This window comes from Devosia sp. MC1541 (assembly GCF_012847305.1).
GTDB lineage: Bacteria > Pseudomonadota > Alphaproteobacteria > Rhizobiales > Devosiaceae > Devosia.
Window position 1 is genome coordinate 307,692 of sequence record NZ_JABBDZ010000002.1, and the last position, 17,141, is coordinate 324,832.

At 56.7% G+C, this 17,141-nt stretch carries 16 protein-coding genes and 1 tRNA gene; 9 read left to right on the forward strand and 8 right to left on the reverse strand.

The features are described 5' to 3' along the window. Positions 1-101 precede the first annotated feature (101 nt). On the reverse strand, positions 102-1,031 hold the full coding sequence (locus tag HKD40_RS04265) for a GNAT family N-acetyltransferase (RefSeq protein WP_169194481.1): 930 nt from the start codon (positions 1,029-1,031) through the stop codon (positions 102-104). 240 nt (positions 1,032-1,271) lie between these two features. Next, a complete protein-coding gene (locus HKD40_RS04270; protein WP_169194482.1) occupies positions 1,272-2,225 on the reverse strand; it encodes a hypothetical protein in 954 nt (317 codons plus the stop codon). 282 nt (positions 2,226-2,507) lie between these two features. Between HKD40_RS04270 and dapF the strand changes: the two genes are divergently transcribed. The 4 genes from dapF (at position 2,508) to HKD40_RS04290 (ending at position 6,570) form a co-directional block, all read left to right on the forward strand. Then, positions 2,508-3,356 (forward strand): diaminopimelate epimerase, encoded by an 849-nt coding sequence (dapF, locus tag HKD40_RS04275; protein WP_169194522.1) that lies wholly within the window; start codon positions 2,508-2,510, stop codon positions 3,354-3,356. Next, positions 3,356-4,618 carry a tRNA (N(6)-L-threonylcarbamoyladenosine(37)-C(2))-methylthiotransferase MtaB gene (mtaB, locus tag HKD40_RS04280; protein WP_169194483.1) on the forward strand — a complete coding sequence of 421 codons (1,263 nt, stop codon included), beginning with the start codon at positions 3,356-3,358 and terminating at the stop codon, positions 4,616-4,618. The genes dapF and mtaB overlap by 1 nt, the downstream gene beginning before the upstream one ends. Positions 4,619-4,637: 19 nt before the next feature. Further along, on the forward strand, positions 4,638-5,861 hold the full coding sequence (ftsY, locus tag HKD40_RS04285; protein WP_169194484.1) for a signal recognition particle-docking protein FtsY: 1,224 nt from the start codon (positions 4,638-4,640) through the stop codon (positions 5,859-5,861). A gap of 109 nt (positions 5,862-5,970) precedes the next feature. Continuing rightward, on the forward strand, positions 5,971-6,570 hold the full coding sequence (locus HKD40_RS04290) for a septation protein A (RefSeq protein WP_169194485.1): 600 nt from the start codon (positions 5,971-5,973) through the stop codon (positions 6,568-6,570). 49 nt (positions 6,571-6,619) lie between these two features. Here the strand turns inward: HKD40_RS04290 and HKD40_RS04295 are convergent, their stop codons facing one another. The 4 genes from HKD40_RS04295 to tsaD are packed head-to-tail and all read right to left on the reverse strand — an operon-like array spanning position 6,620 to position 9,390. Beyond that, positions 6,620-7,054 (reverse strand): EVE domain-containing protein, encoded by a 435-nt coding sequence (locus HKD40_RS04295; protein ID WP_169194486.1) that lies wholly within the window; start codon positions 7,052-7,054, stop codon positions 6,620-6,622. A 5-nt stretch (positions 7,055-7,059) separates the two neighbouring features. After that, positions 7,060-7,353 carry a YciI family protein gene (locus HKD40_RS04300; protein ID WP_169194487.1) on the reverse strand — a complete coding sequence of 98 codons (294 nt, stop codon included), beginning with the start codon at positions 7,351-7,353 and terminating at the stop codon, positions 7,060-7,062. Between the two features lie 2 nt (positions 7,354-7,355). Beyond that, positions 7,356-8,342 carry an NAD(P)H-dependent glycerol-3-phosphate dehydrogenase gene (locus HKD40_RS04305; RefSeq protein WP_169194488.1) on the reverse strand — a complete coding sequence of 329 codons (987 nt, stop codon included), beginning with the start codon at positions 8,340-8,342 and terminating at the stop codon, positions 7,356-7,358. Further along, positions 8,332-9,390 carry a tRNA (adenosine(37)-N6)-threonylcarbamoyltransferase complex transferase subunit TsaD gene (gene tsaD / locus HKD40_RS04310; RefSeq protein ID WP_169194523.1) on the reverse strand — a complete coding sequence of 353 codons (1,059 nt, stop codon included), beginning with the start codon at positions 9,388-9,390 and terminating at the stop codon, positions 8,332-8,334. The genes HKD40_RS04305 and tsaD overlap by 11 nt, the downstream gene beginning before the upstream one ends. A gap of 77 nt (positions 9,391-9,467) precedes the next feature. Between tsaD and hemC the strand changes: the two genes are divergently transcribed. From hemC to HKD40_RS04335, 5 genes are all read left to right on the forward strand, one after another. Next, positions 9,468-10,406, forward strand: a complete 939-nt coding sequence (hemC, locus tag HKD40_RS04315) for a hydroxymethylbilane synthase (RefSeq protein ID WP_169194489.1) — start codon at positions 9,468-9,470, stop codon at positions 10,404-10,406. Continuing rightward, positions 10,394-11,131: a uroporphyrinogen-III synthase gene (locus tag HKD40_RS04320; RefSeq protein WP_169194490.1), complete on the forward strand. Its 738-nt coding sequence runs from the start codon at positions 10,394-10,396 to the stop codon at positions 11,129-11,131. Before hemC ends, HKD40_RS04320 begins: the two co-directional genes overlap by 13 nt. A 26-nt stretch (positions 11,132-11,157) precedes the next feature. Continuing rightward, positions 11,158-12,387 carry a hypothetical protein gene (locus tag HKD40_RS04325; RefSeq protein WP_169194491.1) on the forward strand — a complete coding sequence of 410 codons (1,230 nt, stop codon included), beginning with the start codon at positions 11,158-11,160 and terminating at the stop codon, positions 12,385-12,387. Next, positions 12,384-13,769: a heme biosynthesis HemY N-terminal domain-containing protein gene (locus tag HKD40_RS04330; RefSeq protein WP_169194492.1), complete on the forward strand. Its 1,386-nt coding sequence runs from the start codon at positions 12,384-12,386 to the stop codon at positions 13,767-13,769. The genes HKD40_RS04325 and HKD40_RS04330 overlap by 4 nt, the downstream gene beginning before the upstream one ends. 33 nt (positions 13,770-13,802) lie before the next feature. Then, positions 13,803-13,878: transfer RNA gene (locus tag HKD40_RS04335), tRNA-Thr, on the forward strand. 11 nt (positions 13,879-13,889) lie between these two features. Here the strand turns inward: HKD40_RS04335 and HKD40_RS04340 are convergent. Further along, the gene (locus HKD40_RS04340; RefSeq protein ID WP_169194493.1) at positions 13,890-14,639 is read right to left on the reverse strand and encodes a hypothetical protein; all 750 of its coding nucleotides are present in this window, start codon (positions 14,637-14,639) and stop codon (positions 13,890-13,892) included. 121 nt (positions 14,640-14,760) lie between these two features. Further along, on the reverse strand, positions 14,761-17,073 hold the full coding sequence (locus HKD40_RS04345; RefSeq protein WP_169194494.1) for an EAL domain-containing protein: 2,313 nt from the start codon (positions 17,071-17,073) through the stop codon (positions 14,761-14,763). Positions 17,074-17,141 lie beyond the last annotated feature (68 nt).

Genomic DNA, 17,141 nt, shown 5'->3' on the forward strand with positions numbered 1-17,141 from the left:
ATACCCCTAGGGGTCCCGGTCGGCTGGTCAGGAGCAAATGCCTGATGAACAGTTTGGCTCTAAGGGAAAGCGCCTAACGAGTCAAGGAAGCTCGGCAATCCTTATGGTTTTTGGTCCTTGTTCCGCCCAAAAAAGCGCATGACTTTGACGCGGAGGGTCGGTGGGGTACGCAAAACCAGCGCTTTCAGGTTTGGTCGCAACCAAACATCCCAAACGCGCACAATCAACTTGCCGCGTGCGGTGAGAGGGATAGCGATATCGTGGACGTCCACGACATGAGTCGCCCACGTTAATTTGTAAGGCATGGTGGGAATACCAAGGTCACAGGCGGCCAACCCGCGGTCTGCGCAGGCCTGAGTGACTTCGGCGAGGTGCATCTTGCCCGGACTTTCGTCTGACTGGGAAAAGTCCCGAGCCGCCACATAGGCGTAATAGCGTCCACCGTGAGTGAAACCCCATTGTTCAGCCAGAAAATTTTGACCGTGAATGAGCGAAAAACCAGTGATTGAAAGATTTGGATTGCCGACGAGGCTGGCGCAAAAGTCCTGAAAATGACGCGTGCCGAAAGCGCGCGACGTCAGGCCCTGCTCTTTCAATCGTTGGTCACGGCTGCTGAGTGTTCTTTCGATTAAGGCCAGTTGTTGGCCTGCATCATCAACCACGTGGTGGGAGAGTGTGGCCTCGCGTTCGAGCCTATTGCGGGCATTGCGGATGTTTTTGCGTGTTTTCGGCCTTACCGTGCGAAAATATGCAGCGAAGTCAGGATAGTCCGATAGTTCTGCGACGGGCGCACCGAGGGTTTCGGCGGTTTTTACGTGATCGGCCGGCAGACCTTTATAGAGTGACGAGCCGCTGCGCACTTTCGTGAAGAGCAGCGTATCACTGGAAATTTTTGATTTCGTGGCATCGATCAGTTGTCCGACCACGGTCTCAGCATCTTCTTCTGCGGCTACCAAGGCATTCGATATCTGAGAAAAAGCATAGCCAATGGGCACTAAGACACGACGCATGCCTGTGCTCACGAGTTCCATAGGCAGAGCGCCGATAAGGCTCTCGCCTCGGTAAGCGAGAACGATAAAGGGGCTGAAGGCTGCGTTGTTTCGGGCCACCTCAAAATCCCAGACAGCACGAACCCAACCCAAGCTCTGGAACAAGACATCCCGCCCAGAGCGCTGTTCGAGCTCGAGCCAAAGGGGCGCAAGGCGATCGAACGCCTCGCGCTGATTTATAACCTTAGTGTGAAGGGCGTCTATCGCGGCGATTTGACGAGATCACTTTTCAAAGGTGAAGGCGGGAATGTCCCTGATACCTTCGGGATTGGTCGGATCGACTTCGAAGTCGACTGTGTAAACCTTCTTGCGCTGCGGGTTGAGCGGCGAAAATTTTACAGCGCCGGCGAGCCCGAGTTTGGACAGATAAGAAAGACCGCTCGTGTTCTGAGCGAGCTTTGTGAGGCCCAACTTATTGCGCAACACGCCATTGGCGTAATTTACCGCATAGTGCTTACGCAGTTCGTCGGTCCAATGCTCGGTGGTGAAACTGACATTGAGCATGCCGTGATTGACGACGCGGTGTGGCCCATTGAGCGGCCAATGCAGCATCTGGCCCGCTTCAAGGTCATAAACCTGCGCGAAATCATCAAACCACTGCTCAAATGGCATGTCGGTTTCGCGCAACTGCCCAAGGATAAGCTTTTCCAGCGCTGGCTGAGAAATAAAGGGCGCTTGGGCGGGGTAGACATAAACCTTCTTTGTGCCCCGCACCTGCCACAAGCTCTGGCCCGGAACGTCAGAGTGGTATTTGACCGAGACGTTGGGCGATGAGATGAGAATGGTGAGATTGCGCTTATAGCTCTTAAAGCCCGGGATACGGCCTTCGAATTCGCTATAAAGGCTATCGAGCAGCGCGCCATAGGCTGGGTTGGTTTTGGCCGGTGCGGTCAAATTCACCCAAATATTGCCATTACGCACGACCTCCAAAACCTCCGCACCGGATAGGTCTTTGATCTGGCCTTCGCGCCGTTTAGGCGGGTTCCCGGGGGTCTTTTGAGAGTAATTGACGTGATAGGCCTCACGCGGGGTCATGTCGATCAGACGGGAAAGTGCTTCATCGGAAAACAAATCCGATTGGGCTAAAGTGTGCTGGAGACGAAGTGCCTGTGTGCCCCACACATTGGCGTAGTAGTCTTTCCAGTCACTGATAATATGACTAGGCGAAAAAGCCATATTCATAGTTATTCCCTCTTAGCGATCTGCTTCAAAGATCTATAGCCACTCTTTCCTCTGTGATTGCACGATTAAATTTTGTTTCTAGTTAAGGCCAATGGTTACGTTTTAATGTACCCGATTGACGCAAGCGTCGGTTAACCGCGTCGAACCAACGCGTTCGGTGAAGGTGTCGCTCTGGCAATTGAAAAGCTATTCCGCCATATAGTGGGCGAACGCGCCTCTGCGAACGGCGCACACTGCGTGAAAGAATTGACCGTGAGCGACATTCCTTTTTTGAAAATGAATGGTCTGGGCAACCAGATTATCGTGGCCGATATGCGCGGCACCGATAGGCGGGTCACGGCGGAAGCGGCGATTGCCATCAATGCGCATCCAGAAACCAAGTTCGACCAGATCATGGCCATCCATGATCCGCGCACCTCGGGAACCGACTATTTTATTGAGATCATCAATTCCGATGGATCGCGCGCTCAAGCTTGCGGCAATGGGATGCGCTGCGTTGTGCAGTTCCTCACAGCCGAGCACGGGCGTAGACGTTTCGATTTTGAAAGCGTTGCAGGGTTTCTCTTCGGAGAAGAAGCTGAAGACGGCTTGATCACTGTGGATATGGGTACGCCCAAATTCGCGTGGTACGACATTCCGCTCAACGAAGAGTTTGGCGACACGCGCGCCATTGAACTTCAGATTGGGCCGATTGATGCGCCTATCCTGCATTCCCCTTCGGCGGCCTCTATGGGCAATCCTCATGTCACCTTCTGGGTGAAGGATGATGTGTGGGGTTACGCTCTGGAAAAGTTCGGGCCCATGCTCGAGAACCATCCGCTCTTCCCAGAGCGCTGCAACATTTCTATCGCGGAGGTCATCACGCCAGACCGCATGATTTTGCGGACATGGGAGCGTGGGGCAGGGATCACCGAAGCCTGTGGCACCGCTGCTTGCGCTGCCCTCGTCAACGGCGTTCGTACCCGTCGCAGCAATCGCAAAGCGACGATCACCGTTCCGGGCGGCGATCTCGTTGTGGAGTGGCTGCCTGATGATCACGTGACCCTAACGGGACCGGCAGAGTATGAATGGCGCGGCACGGTTGACCCCTCAACGGGCATTTGGGCGCGTAGCGAGGCCGCTTAATGGCCATTGAGACACTCACTTTTGGCTGCCGCCTCAACGCCTATGAAGGCGAGGTGATGAAGGCCGAGGCCGAAAAGGCCGGGTTGGATAATGCTATCATTATCAATACCTGCGCCGTCACTCAGGAGTCCGTCCGTCAGGCACGGCAAGCGGTTCGTAAAGCACGCCGCGATAATCCTGAGGCCAAAATCATCGTCACCGGCTGCGCAGCGCAAACTGAGGCGCGCAGCTTTGGCGATATGGCCGAGGTCGATCTGGTCATCGGCAATGCCGATAAGCTCAAGGCCGATAGCTATAAGCCGATGGTTTTTGGCCTGACGCTGAACGACAAGGTGCAGGTCAATGATATCATGAGCGTGCGCGAAACCGCCGCTCATCTCATTGAAGGCATGGATAGCCGCACCCGAGCCTTTGTGCAGGTGCAAAACGGTTGCGATCACCGCTGCACCTTCTGCATCATTCCTTTTGGTCGTGGGCCCTCGCGCTCTGTGCCAATGGGCTTGGTCGTCGATCAGATCAAAAAGCTTGTCGCCAATGGTGTCAAAGAAGTGGTGCTCACCGGGGTGGACATTACCTCCTACGGTCCCGACCTACCCGGCGCACCCAGTTTGGGCCAATTGGTCCAGGCGATCTTGCGGCATGTGCCGGACCTCCCGCGCCTTCGTATTTCCTCGATCGATTCCATTGAGGCTGATCCGGCGCTTTATGAAGCGGTCACCGATCTTCGCTTGATGCCGCATTTGCATCTTTCGCTGCAATCGGGCGATGATCTCATTCTCAAGCGGATGAAGCGCCGCCATTTGCGCGATGATGCTCTGGCGATCATCGACAAGCTCCGGGGCTTGCGGCCTGACATGGTTTTTGGCGCAGACATTATTGCCGGTTTTCCGACCGAAACCGATGACATGTTTGAAAACTCCCGCCGCTTTATTAGCGAAGCGGGCTTGACCTATATCCATGCCTTTCCATATTCGCCGCGCCCGGGCACACCGGCGGCGCGCATGCCACAGGTCAACCGCTCTGTCGCAAAGCAAAGAGCAAATGTTCTGCGTCAGGAGGGGGATCGGCAGGTTCAGGCTCTCAGCCAAACGCGGATTGGCGCGGTGGAACAAGTGCTTGTTGAACGCTCCGGCATCGGCCGCACGCAACAGTTCCTTCCCGTTAATATGGCTGGCATAGAACACGGGTCACTGGTCAGTGTAAGAATTACGGGCGCGAGCGCAGATTGCCTTGTCGGCGACGTGCTCCCCCTTGCAGCTTAGGTGAAGGCGAACTGAGACTATGAGCGAAAAGAAACCCAGCTTCTTCCAGCGGTTTTTCGGTGGCCAGCCTGCTCCAGCACCGGCGGGTCCAGAAAGCTTGCCTGATTCACCTTTGGCACCAGTCCATGTGCCAGAAACACCCGAGCCCGAACCAATTGCTGTCGTTGAGGCGCCTGCGGTCGAGGAAGACCTGCCGCCGCCCGGCCCACCGGAAATGACGCCAGACTATGTCGAAGAGGTTGAAGACCAGCTGGTCTCGCCGCCTCAAGCGATCGCAACCCCTGTGCGGCTTGCACCCGCGTCAGCTGTTGACGTTCCGGCCGAAAAGCAAGGCTGGTTCGCGCGTCTTGCCTCGGGCCTAAAACGCTCATCAGACAATCTGAGCACCTCGATCACTTCGGTTTTCACCAAGCGTAAGCTTGATGCGGCAACGCTTGATGAGCTGGAAGACGTTCTGGTTCAGGCTGACTTGGGGATTGAGACGGCGATTTCCATCACCGAAACGCTGCGCCGCGACCGTTTTGATAAAGACGTGTCGGGTGAAGACGTCCGTGCCGTTCTCGCTGCTGAAGTCGAAAAAGTGCTCACCCCAGTCGCACAGCCTCTGGTTGTCGACGCCGCGCAAAAGCCCTTCATTATCTTGATGATTGGCGTCAACGGCTCGGGCAAGACCACCACCATCGGCAAGCTGGCGCAGAAATTCTCGCGCGAAGGCAAGTCGGTCATGCTCGCCGCGGGCGATACATTCCGCGCCGCAGCCATTGAACAGCTTCAGGTCTGGGGGCAGCGCACCAATTCCCCCGTCATCTCGCGTCCAGCGGGGGCAGACGCTTCGGGTTTGGCCTTCGATGCCGTCACCCAAGCTAAGGCTGAGGGCCGCGATGTACTCATCATCGATACGGCGGGACGGTTGCAGAACCGCGAAGAGCTGATGGATGAGTTGGAAAAAATCATCCGTGTGATCAAGAAGGTTGATCCTTCCGCTCCCCACGCGACCCTTCTGACCTTGGATGCGACTACCGGCCAGAATGCGCTTCGTCAGGTTGAAATTTTTGGCAAGCGCGGTGGGGTAACAGGGCTGGTGATGACCAAGCTTGATGGTACGGCCCGCGGTGGCATTCTCGTGGCCATCGCCCGTAAATTTGGCCTGCCTGTGCATTTTATTGGTGTCGGCGAAGGGGTTGAAGACCTTGAGCCCTTTGAAGCAGGCGATTTTGCCAAGGCCATCGCTGGCCAGCATTAAAGTGAATGACAGGCCAGGTCACTGGCCAAAATCTAACCACTGTTACGCGCTAAGTCGCTTGCAGACCGCGTCATAACCCCTAAGTTCTGGCGTCTTACTGGAAAATATTATGACCGACAAAACCCAGGCCGAACCGAGTTGGGATGAGCTAAAGCCGCAAGTGATCAAGCTTGCGTTGGAACTAGGGCCTTTGGTGCTGTTCTTCATCATGAACGGCCGCACCGATATTTTCGTCGCGACCGCATGGTTCATGGGCGCGATGGTTCTTTCCCTCGCATTGTCTTGGCTGATCTTGCGCAAAATCGCGGTTATGCCACTGGTCACTGGTGCAGTGGTGTTGATTTTTGGTGGCCTGACCCTGTGGTTGCAGGATGACACCTTCATCAAGATGAAGCCGACCATTACCAATTCGCTTTTTGCAGTGGTGCTGCTTGGCGGGCTGCTGTTCGGTCAGTCCTTGCTCAAATACGTCTTTGGCGACGTCTATAAGCTCAAGCCTGAAGGCTGGTGGAAGATGACTCTCAATTGGGGGCTGTTCTTCGTCTTACTGGCCGTCATCAACGAGATTGTCTGGCGCAATTTCGACACCGACTTTTGGGTCGCCTTCAAAGTTTGGGGCATCATGCCGTTGACGGTGATTTTCTCGATGACGCAGCTACCGCTGCTGCAGAAATACGCACCGCAGCCCGAACAGAACGAGGCGCGGTAACCCTTCAAATTAAAAGGGCCACTCGATTGAGTGGCCCTTTTTTATTGGCCTAAAGGCCGCCCATCTTGCAGAGCAGTTCCCATTCATATTCCGAAACGCGCGAGACCGAGAGGCGAGAATATTTCACCAGCTCAATTTCACTGAGCTGCTCAGTGCCTTTGATCTCAGCCAAGGTCACGGCGCGGGGAAATGGTTTTACCGCTTCGAGATCAACACAGTCCCAAACGATCTGCCCCTTGTTGTTGGGCTCCGCGGTGCTGTCGGGATGAGACTCATTTGCAATACGCGCGATGCCCACGATCTCGCGGCCGATGTTGGAGTGATAGAAAAAGGCGAGGTCACCCTTCTTCATCTCCCGCATATTGTTGCGCGCGAGATAATTGCGCACCCCATGCCATTCTTCCACTTCGCCCTTGGCCGTTTTGGCCTCGAGGTCTGCGTATGAGAAAACATCGGGCTCAGACTTCATCAGCCAATAGGCCATAGGGCTTAGAACTCCACGCCGGTGGTGTTGATGGCAATGCGCCAGCGCTTCACTTCATAGGACGAGAAAACGCCTGCCGGTACGAACGGATCAGCCGCAGCCATGGCTTTGGCGGTATCGAGATCTTCCGCTTCAAACACAACGATCGAACCCTCGGGCTGATCATTGTCATCCAGCAAGGCTCCGGCATAAACCACTGCCTTACCCAAAGATTGCAAATGGTCGAGATGAGCCGGACGCACGTCAAGGCGCGTCTGCAGAGCACCGGGAGCATCCTTGGCAATCATGGCGTAAAGCATGGTCAGTCTTCTCTCTTCAAAGGCCGGGACATCAGCCCGGCGACAACGGTCGCAATATTAGAGGTGCCGCTTACTACAGCATCTACCGCGTCGATCAGTGGGGCATCGACCCCAAGGGTCTTCGCCAAGGCAGCAGCAACCGGCGCGGTGGCGACACCTTCGGCCAGTTTTGCGCCGCTGGCTAGAATGTCTTGCGTCGAACTTCCCGCACCCAGAGCAATACCAAACTGATAATTGCGCGATTGGTTGGATGTGCAGGTCAGGGTGAGATCGCCCATGCCCGCTAATCCGGTGAGCGTGCTGGCCGAGCCACCCATGGCTGTCACCATGCGTGCCATTTCTGCATAGCCGCGCGCGATCAAGGCGGCGCGCGCCGAAGCGCCAAGGTTCGCCCCTTCTATAGCACCACAGGCCAGCGCATAGACGTTCTTGAGCGCACCAGCGACTTCTACCCCGGTGCGGTCATCTGCGGCGTAGAGTCGGAAGCTCGGTCCTGCCAAAGCGGCAGCGATAGCTTCGGTGGCCTCATCATCATCGCCGGCCAGTGTCACGGCAGTGGGACGCCCCGAGGCGAGGTCCGCGGCAAAGCTTGGGCCAGAGAGGACATAAGGGACCGCAGTTGGGCACAGCTGCTCGACAATGGCGCTCTGCCGCTCCAGCGTGCCCTGCTCAAGGCCTTTAGCCGAAAGGATCACGGGCTTATTGTGCAATAATCTGGGGTCAAGCGCCGCCAAAACCGACCGTGTCGTCTGGGCGGGCACAGTCATAATAATCAAATCAGCAGCGCCCAAACTGGTCACAGCGCTGATCGCTGGCGACAAGATCTGCCCGGGCAGGGATTTTTCGTTGATCCGCGTGGCGTTAATCGAGGCGGCCTGTTCAGCCGAGCGGACTACTAAACTGACGCTGCGACCGGCCATTGCCGCCGCTTGCGCTAGAGCGGTGCCCCAAGCGCCGCCACCAATGACAGCAACATGATCAAACGTCATCGGACGAAACCTTCATATCCGGCGTATCAAGGGGCCAGCGTGGGCGTGCGGCAAAATCGAGCGTATTGCGCGCATGGAGTGCAAAGCGTTCGGCGCCTGCCCAAGCGATCATCGCGCCATTATCGGTGCAAAGCGCAATGGGGGGAACAACAAGCGTCGCTCCATGCGCCTCCACAACGGCCCGCAATGCCGCCGAAATGGCCTGATTAGCCGCAACCCCACCTGCAACCACTAGCGTAGGTACGGCATCAGGCAGCTCGGTCTTAAACCGGTCGAGTGCTTGAGACGAGCGCTTCGCTACAATTTCCGACACGGTCGCCTGGAAGGAGGCCGCAATGTCGGCGACGTCTTGGTCGGTGAGCGGTGCCAAGGCTTCTGCCTGCAATCTCACGGCGGTTTTCAGCCCAGAGAACGAAAAGTCGAGCCGCTCTTCCCGCAGAAGAGGTCTTGGGAAGCGGAAACGCTTTGGGTCGCCCTGTTTTGCCATCTGCTCAACAGCAGGCCCGCCGGGATGTCCGAGCGACAAAAGCTTTGCTGTTTTATCGAAGGCTTCGCCCAAGGCATCGTCAATTGTCCCGCCCCAGCGCTCATAGTCACCCACGCCACGCACCAGCACAAACTGGCTATGGCCGCCGGAAACGAGCAGCATAAGATAGGGGAATTGCACCTCATTGGTCAGGCGCGCGGTGAGCGCGTGGCCTTCAAGGTGATTGACGGCGATCAGCGGCTTGTCGAGCGAGGCCGACAAGGCTTTGGCCGTTGTTAATCCCACCAGCACCCCGCCGATAAGGCCAGGGCCAGCGGTTGCAGCAATTGCATCAACTTCGCTGATCGCAATTCCGGCTTCGTCAACGGCTTGTGCGATGATATGGTCGAGCCATTCAACATGGGCTCGCGCCGCCAATTCTGGGACGACACCGCCAAAGGCTGCGTGTTCATCCAATTGGGATCGGACCACATTGGAACGGATTGTTCCCCGGCCGGTTTCATCCCGGACAACTATCGAAGCGGCGGTTTCGTCGCAGCTGGTCTCAATGCCAAGAATGATGGTGTGTGCTTGCTCGGTCACGACGAACGGTCTACTCCCGTAAACAAGCTTCTCGCCTACACTAGGACTGCCCGCCTATGCAATCGTCAGCACTCTTTGCCACCATCGGAACTCGCGGTAGCCCACTGGCTTTAGCGCAGGCTCACCTTGTGCGGTCTTTGCTGGCAAAAGCCCATGGGGTCAGCGAAGAGCTGATCGGGATTCGTGTCCTGTCCACAGGCGGTGACCGCAGCCAGGCGGAAAACACCACTCTTTCCGACATTGGCGGAAAAGGCGTTTTCACCAAAGAGATAGACGACGCTTTGCTCGCTGGTGAGATCGATCTTGGTGTGCACTCCAGCAAGGACGTTGCGACTGGCCTGCCTCAAGGCATTACCCTTGCGGCTTTCCTCGAACGCGAGGATGTGCGCGATGCTTTCCTCTCGGTGAGTGTTCCCAGTTTAGACCATCTGCCGCAGGGCGCGCGCTTCGGCACCTCTTCAATTCGTCGTGCGGCTCAAGCCCTGCGATTGCGCCCCGACCTCGTTATCGTGCCGTTCCGTGGCAATGTTCACACCCGCATCCAGAAATTGGTCGACGGCGTTGCTGATGCCACTTTGCTGGCTATGGCCGGGCTCAATCGTCTTGGCGAGGCCCACCGGGTTACCAGTATTTTGGAGCCTGACCATTTTATGCCCGCGCCCGCACAGGGGGCGATCGGTCTCGCTATCCGCACCGGTGATGACCGATTGGCCCAGCTGATCGCGCCACTCAACCACGCTGAAACTTTTGGTAAAATCACCGCTGAACGCGCCATGCTGGCGGTTTTGGATGGGTCCTGCCGCACGCCAGTTGGTGCGCTGACCAGCCTTGCCGACGGCGTCTATACCCTTAAGGGCGAGATTTTGAGCCTTGATGGGCAAACAACCTTTAAGGCTGAAGGCCAAGACACCGATCCGCAGCGCTTGGGCGAAACCGTCGGACAGAGTCTCGTAGCAAAAGCGGGCGCGGAGTGGTTTGCGCAATGGCAAAACTAATGCGCATGTTGATCACTCGTCCTGAGCCCGATGCTCAGGCGACCCAAGATCGCCTTTCGGCCTTGGGTATTGAGGGATCACTCGCGCCGCTGATGATCCGCCAGAACGTTGATGCGTCGGTGCCGCCCGGTGCCTTTGCTGGCGTGGCAGTCACCAGCACCAATGCTTTACGCTCGCTCGAAGATCAGGCGTTGATCGAGCGCTTTCGTGACGTCCCCACATTTGCGGTGGGAGATCGCACGGCGTATGAAGCCCGGGCTTTGGGCTTCACCAATGTTGTGGCCGCCGATGGAACGCTGCCGTCGCTGGTCACGACAATTGCCCTTTCACGTAATCCGGGCCCAATTTTCTATCCTGCAGGACGTCACCTGAGCGGTGATCTGGGCCATGCTTTGGCGCCACATGGAATTTTGGTCGCAACGGCAACAGTTTATGAAATGGTTTCAGAGACGAGCCTGCCTTCTGGCCTGCTCGATGATCTCGAGGCTGACGGCTTTGGGGCGGTCCTATTTTATTCGCGCCGCACGGCAGAAATTTTCTGCTCTTTGGGTCAATCAATAGAACTTGGTAAGCGTCGCACGATACCCATGCTGTGCATGTCAGAAAAAGTTGCAGAGCCACTGCTCGAAAACCACTTCAGCCGCGTTCTGCTTTCTGACTACCCCAGCGAAGACGCCATGATGGCACTGGCACTTGCTTTTGCTAGAGAGCAAACTGGGGCATGATCGGATTGTAAGTTAGAGGTACGCTAATGGCTGACGCGCCCGGCACCGAATCGCCAAATAAGGCCCCGACCACTGGTTCAACCAAAGGGTCGAAGACAGGCCCGGTGAAGCCTCCGGTGTTAGAGGGGACCGCCCGGCCTGCAGCCACTGTCTCTGAAAAGCCCGCTACTGCCGAGGCACCGACAGCAAAACCTGCGCCTCAACCGCAAAAGGAACCGCCTGTTCCTCCGGTGCCACCAATCCCGCCCAAAAGCGCCGCCGCAGCAGCTGCATCGCGCAGCAATCCAGTGATTGCAGGCATAGTCGGAGGTGTCATCGGTCTCGGCGCAGCCTATAGTCTCGCCGCGGCAGGTCTTTGGCCGCAACCTCCAGCAGCTCCGGTCCAGTCCGACAACCGAATCGCACAATTTGCGACCGCGGTTCCCCAGCTCCAGACGGCCACCGACGCTGTTCAAGCCGAATTGGCTGACATCAGCACACGTATCGCCTCGCTTGAACAGCAGCCCGCTTCAGTCGAAACTCCTGCCGTCGACCCCGCGCTCGAGCAAGAGGTTGCGGCGCTCGCCGCGCAGATAGAGAGCCTTAGTGTCCCCGGACCATCGAGCGGTGTTAGTGTTGAAGCTGTCGAGGATTTGAAATCGCAGCTGCAACTGTTGCGCAGCGAATTTGCGGATGCCAGTTCCGCCCTTGAAGCGACCCAGAGCCAGCTGTCAGCAGTGGCCACAAGCGCACAAGCCAATACTTCCCGTACAGATCGGCTCGCTTTGAGCCTATCGTCGTTGGACTTTGCCTTCGCAAATGCCCGGCCTTATGCCCCTGAATTGTCCATAATACGCCAGGAAATGCCCTCAAGTGCCATTCCCGCGCCCATCGCCTCCAAGGCCGAAACGGGCTTGCCGCGACCGGGAGACGTGATGGCTAAACTCAACACTGTTTTGCCCGATATGCTGGCTGGCCAACCCTTGCCTGAGAATGCCAGCTGGCAAGATACGGCGGCCGGGTGGTTCCGTGGCGTGATTGCGCTGCGCCCTTCTGCACAGGCTCAGGGCGACAGCCCGGAGGCAGTGGTTGCGCGCCTAGAGGCTGCGACCCAACGTGCTGATTTTGATACAGCTTTCGCTGAGTTCTCCAAGCTTCCGCAGGCTATGCAATCAGCAGCAGGCGATCTTGGGACAGACCTTGAAACCCTAGCAATTGCCAATAGCTTCCTCGTTGACATCCGGGCTCAGGCCCTCAGTGCGGAGGCGGCGCAATGATCAGGCTTGCCTCGTGGATTATCGGCAGCCTTGTCATTGCAGGCATTGTAGCTTGGGTCATTGCTCTCCCCGGCACCATCAGCCTTGATATTGCTGGTTATCGCATGCAACCGCGCCTTGGTACGGCGGTGGCACTGCTGGTTTTGGCAACCATCATCATTATTGCCATTTGGGCGCTGGTCCGCCGCGTGATTGGGGCCCCTAAGGCCTTGAACCGTCGTCGTAATCGTAAGCGCCGCGAACAGGGCGTCGAAGCCCTATCGCAAGCCGTCATCGCTCTCCAATCCGGCGATCCGGCCCGTGCTCGCATCATGGCGCGGGAGGCCCAAGCTCGGCTGCCTGAAAATAGTGCTGCCAAACTTCTTGAGGCACGCGCCGATCTGGCAATGGGCGATATGTCTGCCGCACGCGAACATTATCGCGCCCTGATCGCCAACGAATCGACCGCAGTGGCTGCTTTGACCGGCTTATACGACCAGGCTCAGGCGCAAGGCCGCCCTGAGGCGGCCCTTGTTTTCGCTCAGAAAACCTTGACCTTAGCGCCGCACAGCGCGTGGGCCAACCAGGCCGTATTCGACAATTTTGTCGCCACGCGCCGATGGGCTGAAGCTGTTGCAATGGTCAATGTGGAGGTTGCCGGCAGTCGCGAGGAAAAGGCCCGTAAGCGCCGTCGACAAGCTGTGATTGAGTCAGCGCGGGCCAGGGAAATGGAAGTGTCCGAGCCAAACTCGGGCCTTGATCATGCCCTTACCGCCTTGAAACTTTTACCAGACTTCGTACCCGCCGCTCTTATCGGCGCGCGCATTTACATCAATCGGGGCGAAAGCCGCAAAGCGCAAAGCCTGCTGCGTCGCACATGGCGAGCGACCGGTCATCCAGATGTGGCCATGCTGTATGCCAACTCCCAGCCCGGCGCTTCGGCTTTGGACCGCCTCAAGCGGATCGGCGAACTGATCGAGATACCGCCAACAAATTGTGCGGCTGCCATGGTCATGGCCCGGTCTGCCATAGACGCTTACGATTGGCCGCTTGCCCGCAAGTGCTTGGAAAACTTCCTTGATGACGACCTCACCCAGGGCGTCGCTAGCTTGATGGGTGAGATTGAGGAGGGGCAAAGCGGGGATCAGGGTAAAGCGCGTGAATGGTTCGCTCGCGCTGTTCGGGCCCCACGTGATCCAGCATGGACGGCAGATGGAATCATTAGCGACGAATGGGAGCCGGTTTCTCCGGTTACCGGGCGTCTCGATGCGTTCGAATGGAAAGTGCCAACCACCCAAACCGCGCGATCCACGGCGATTGAGAAGGGGACAGTGCAAACTATGTCTGAACTCCCGCCTCCGGAACGCGCCTTGCCTCTTGCAACCACTGAAAACGATCAGTAAAAGACCGAAATTCCGTCCGGTTCGCCCGACGGCGCCGCTTTAGCTCAGTTGGTAGAGCACATCATTCGTAATGATGGGGTCACGTGTTCGAGTCACGTAAGCGGCACCACTTTTCTTCCCTTACACAGCCTCGGCAATCTGCTTTAGCCGCCGCGCCTGCTTGGCCGACGGCGAAATGCTCACACGCGTGTCTCGCCCTTCAGCAAATAAGGCTCCGCGCTCTTCTGGCGTCGAATCAAAGAAGGGGAAGCGTTCGAACAGGGTCTTCGCCATGGTCGGTACGTGGCAGGCGTAAAGGCACACTGGAAACGTGAGTTCCCCCCAAAACCCCTCTCCTGCCAACTGCTTAGAATGAAAAACTCGCCGATAAAACGCCGAGTGTTCAGATCGCACGGAAGAGATGCAATAGGTGGCGCCAAAATGCATCGATGCCATCACAGCGGTTCTGAGGGTGAGATAGGGCAGCGCTGGAAACGCCAGCGTCGCATCATGGTCGGCTGTAAAGCGGCTCGGATCGACGTAGATTTGCCCCTTGCCGACGATATCACCCAAAATATCGGGCCAAATGGCAGCACTGGGGGATGTTGGGTTCTGGGGTGAGGCGATGTGTAGCCGAATGGAACTCACCAGCTTTTGGTCGATATAGACCCCGAAACAAAAGCAGTTGTCGGCCTCATCATACTGATCGCGCGTGATCTGTTGCGAGTTGATCGGGATAAAATTTTCCCGGCGATACGCTTCATACCGCAGGCGATAGACAGGATCGAATTGGTCGTCCGGCGAGACGCGTCGCACCTCTACACGATCTAAAAGGTCCAATAGCGTCGCCGCAAAACGAGATGGAACTTGTGGTTCGGACGCTGCACTCATCTTTAATCCCTAGCAATGAGAGGGTTTTAACCTTTCATTAGCTATAAGACTATGCAGATTTGCCTAGGTGTTCGGCCTAAACAGTTGTCGCTCAGTGAAAAAGCAGCGTTAATATATTGGGTTAACGGGCGTTAACCATGGCATCAAATTGCTGGGTCTTGCGTGGTTTACCCGCGCAGTTCACGCGTGTGATCAGTTCTGCAATATCGCGTGGCGGAAGGGGGCGGGAGAAGAAATATCCCTGAACCTGCTGGACGCTTGTAATAGCAGTTAGCGTATTGAGTTGTGCCTCCGTTTCAACGCCCTCGGCAACAACCGTGAGGTTAAGGTCTCTCCCAAGGCGCGCGACATTGGCCAACAGCAGGCGAGCGCGATCGTTGTCTGCGATATCGCTAATAAAAGCGCGGTCGATTTTGAGCTTGGTGAAAGGCAGGGTGTGCAGATAGCTCAGGGAAGAATAGCCGGTCCCGAAGTCATCTAGCCCGATGGCAATCCCCATCGCGGCGAGTTCGTTCAACACCGTCTTGGCTAAATCACGCTCTTCGATCACGGCCGTTTCGGTCACCTCAATTTCAAGGCGATGCGCTGGCAGATTGTGTGTGCGCAGCGCGCAGGTGATCACCTTGGCAAGGTCAGTGCCACGGAAATCGCGGGCCGATACGTTTACGGCAACACTGATTTCGGCTGGCCAAGACGCGCATTCCCTGGCCGCCTGGTCTATGACCCATTCGGTAAGTTCTGAGATTAGCCCGGATTCTTCTGCCAGTGGGATGAAAACAGAGGGCGCAATGTTACCGAGCTGCGGATGCTCCCAGCGCGCAAGAGCTTCGCAGGACACAATCTTCCGGCTGGTAATGTCCACCTGTGGCTGGAACGCTAGGGACAACGTGCCTGTCTCGATCGCTGTCTTCAGGTCTGCTTTGAGGCGCTGACGATAGTGATAATCTCGGTCCATTTGGACATGGAAGACCCTGCTACACCCACGACCTGCGGCCTTGGCTGCATAGAGGGCGAGATCCGCTTTGGTCATCAGTTCCGTCAGTTCATCGGCGCTGTTTTCGCTGGTGGCAATGCCGATGCTCATTTGCACGGTTAAATGTAGCCCGGAGACCACAAAGGGATGCCGGAATTCTGCAAGCGTTGCAGCGACAGCGTTTGTAATATCCTCAAGATTGCTGTCGTGAGGCGACAGAGCCACGAACTCATCACCACCCAAGCGCCCCAGAATAGTGCCCGAAGGCAGGCTGGTACTGAGACGCTGCGCCACAGAACGCAGCAGATCGTCCCCTATGATGTGACCGTAGCTGTCATTGATGTGTTTAAATTCATCAATATCAAAGATCATCATCGCTGATGGGCGCAGCCCTGTCGACCGCAGCGCTAGCTCCGCTACCGCCAGTTCACTGAAGTGCTGGCGATTGGGCAAATTCGTCAGGCTGTCTTGGCGGGCCATGACGGAGATTCGTTCTTCAGCTGCAACACGATCGCTAATGTCTTCGAACAACAAGACGCAACGATCCTGCTTGTTGCTGATGGTGATCTCGTAATACCGGCCAGATTTGGCTGACAGTAGGACCTTTCCTGAAATTCTGCGGTTCACCATCTCGTTGAGCCGGTCGATCGCAGTGCGCGGAACCTGCCCGGCGCGCGACATATCGGCAAGTATGGCGGTGAACGGTCGGTTGGCGACGTAGTTGACCCCTAGGGTTTTGAGCGTCGCAGCGACATGGGCGTTCATCACCGTCAGAGTACCGTTCTCGTCCAGCATGCACAGGCCATGCTCGAGCGTGGTGATGGCGATGTCGAGTTCAGCTGCAAGTCGCGTCGCTTCCATGCGACCGTGAACAGCGGAGAGCAATATGTTTCGGATGTCTGACGCGAGTTTTCGAAAGCTGAACAGCATGACGAGCAACAGGCAGGACAAAACCACGTAAAAACTTTCCCCGTGCAGCGCGAGGCCCAGCGACATCGGTATGATGACCATAACCATCTGCACCGATACTAAACGGTCCAGTCCGAAGTTACGCGCGCAAATACCCACCATTGCTGCGATGGAAATGGAAACACTCGAAAGGGCAGCGAGGGTGTCGTCTACGAAAACCAAAGAGACAAGACACCAAAGGCCATAAACAAGGCCTAAGGAGCCCCCGAGCCAGACGGCACGGTTTTCCCAATGTTCGGCGGCTACGGGATCTGTGCCGTCTATCTGCGCTGACCAAAACGCCCGCGTGTCAAAATAGCGCGCAATTCCGATGACCAAAAAGGCAACCGCAACTAAGCACAAGGCTGGAGAACTAGTCTTGTAAGCGCCGATGCCGGACATCAGCACACTAGCCAACGTTCCCCCTAAAGTCGCTTTCTGATCTGTATAAACAGACCTGAGTACGGACACGTAGTCCATAACCGGCATGGTTTTGCGCGCAGAGTTCAACACGGACAGCACTCCTGAATATTGCGAGTGAACGCCCGGGCGCCTTAATATCTCCTTGCTGTTGTTAGGAA